General features: G+C 66.3%; 2 protein-coding genes and 1 pseudogene. All 3 read right to left on the reverse strand.

The features are described 5' to 3' along the window. A partial coding sequence (locus AOK08_RS40920; protein WP_055535536.1) for a phosphatase PAP2 family protein occupies positions 1-605 on the reverse strand: 605 nt, incomplete at its 3' end. A 380-nt stretch (positions 606-985) separates the two neighbouring features. Continuing rightward, positions 986-1,993, reverse strand: a complete 1,008-nt coding sequence (locus tag AOK08_RS40925; RefSeq protein WP_241827316.1) for a C40 family peptidase — start codon at positions 1,991-1,993, stop codon at positions 986-988. 208 nt (positions 1,994-2,201) lie between these two features. After that, positions 2,202-2,343, reverse strand: a pseudogene (locus tag AOK08_RS48210) (serine protease); the annotation flags it as partial.

The raw sequence follows: 2,343 nt of genomic DNA on the forward strand, positions 1-2,343 counted from the left end.
CCCCCACCCCACCCAGACCGCTCAACCACCCGAACAACCGGAACGATCACCGCCATCGCCAACGGCGACACCAGCAACACCACAGCGGTCCCCAGCGCGAACCCACCCACCACATCCGTCGGGTAGTGCACCCCCATGTACACCTGACAGAACCCCTCCACCAGCGCGAGCCCTATCCCCACCAGCCCGAACTTCCGGCTGGCCACGAACAGCCCGACCCCCACCGCCATGGCGATGGTCGCGTGATCGCTCACGAACGAGTAGTCGGTCTTCCCGGAGACAAGAACCTCGACCCCCCGATGGTCCAGAAACGGCCGGGGCCGCTCCACGAACCCCCGGATCGGAATGTTCACGAGCATGGCCGCCCCGGCGGCGAGCGGCGCCCAGATCAACGCGGCCACGGCCCCGGCCGCGTCATCCCCGCCCCGCCGCCGCACACTCCACCAGCACCCCACCACGAGGATCACCATCGCGGCCAACAGCCCGTACTCGCCCAGGACCTCGACCACCCGGTCGAACCACCGGGGGGCGTCCTTGGCCAGGCCATTGATGTCGTAGAGCAGGTCGATGTCGGGGTTCGACCCGGTTCCGGCGAATCCAGCCATGGTGCTGCGGCCCCTTCGTCGTCATTTCCAGAGCGCACTGATTCCGTTTCCGTGCGCCACTCCCGCGCGCCCCGTTGGCGTAGGGACCCACCGCTTGACACGTGCCACACATGACAAATGCACCACATACGAATACACGCGAAGCATGCGAAACAGGCGAAACATGCAACACGGATGACACATACGGCACATGCAACACATGCGGCACACACACGACAAGCAGGACAGACCCGACACCCGTCCCGGGTGCCGGCGGATCCGCCACTGGAACAGGAACGCATGAACTCCGTTTATACGTTCCACTCTCCACCGAATGGCCATGCAGACGTTATCGAAGAGAGACGCAAACCCGCAGCTCAGGGGAGGGTTTCACGCTGCGCTCACACCGCGGCGGGCAACGCTTTCGCGCCATCTTCGGTGACCCGGGTCGCCCCGAAGTAATCGCCGGAGTCGATCGGATCGAACCGGATGACGGCACCCGTACGAGGGGCGTCGATCATGTAGCCGCCGCCCACATAGATCCCCACGTGGTGGATGGCCCGCGAGTTGGTGGGGTCCTCGGAGAAGAAGACGAGATCGCCCGGCAGCAGCTCGTCCCGGGAGGGGTGCGGCCCGGCGTTGTACTGATCGTTCGCCACGCGCGGCAGCTGGATGCCCACGCTCTCGTACGCGGCCTGGGTGAGCCCGGAGCAGTCGAAGCGTCCTTGCTGCTCAGCGGTGCCGGTACCGCCCCAGAGATAAGGCGTGCCGAGCTTGCCCTGGGCGTAGTTGATCGCCGCGGCGGCCTGCTCGGAGGGGTCGACGCGCCCCACGGGGGCCGCGAAACTCGTCTCCAGCGTGGTGATCGTCTTCACATAGTTCTGGGTCTCCGAGTACGGCGGTACGCCCCCGTACTTGATGACCGCGTAGGCGCCCGCGTTGTAGGCGGCGAGCATGTTGTGCGTCGGGTCGCCGGGCGCGTCCTTCACATAGGAGGCGAGCTGGCAGTCGTACGACGCCGCCGATGGAATCGCGTCATTCGGGTCCCATACGTCACGGTCGCCGTCACCGTCGCCGTCGATTCCGTGCGAGGCCCAGGTTCCGGGGATGAATTGCGCTATCCCTTCCGCCTCCGCCGGACTTTTCGCGTTCGGGTTGAATCCGCTCTCCTGGTAGAGCTGTGCGGCGAGCAGGGCGGGGTTGATGGCGGGGCACAGATTGCCCCACTTCTGCACGATCGCCGCATACGCGGCCGGTACGGCCCCCTTGGCCAGCGCGACGTTCCCGCCGCCCGCCCTACCGGCGACGCTCCCGGCGACGACGTAGACGCCCACGACGAGCAGCATCACGAAGCTGAGGGCACCGCCGACGGCGACGCTCGCCACGATCCATGCCTTACGCACCGTCAACCGCCCCTCACCGCCCGGGAGTACGCCCACGTCAGTGTAGAGGGGCTACCCACACCCAGCAGTGATCATGACGAAACGCGCCGCTCGCCAGAGGAAGCCAAGAAAACCAGAGAACCCAGAAGACCCCGGAGAACCCAGAGGACCCAGAGGACCCAGACGAACCTGGCGGGCACAGAAGAACCCTGCGAATCAAGGAGAGCCCGGCGGATCAAGGAGAGCCGACAGACCCACGGGACCCCGAAGATCCGAGGGCCTCCCGATAAAGACCGGCAACAGCGTCCCCGAGCACAACGCTGTAGGACACATCATCGGTCGCCCCACCCTGCTCGAACCCCCCGAGCACCCCCACC

The organism is Streptomyces graminilatus, from assembly GCF_001418565.1.
In the GTDB taxonomy this organism is placed as follows: Bacteria; Actinomycetota; Actinomycetes; order Streptomycetales; family Streptomycetaceae; genus Streptomyces; species Streptomyces graminilatus.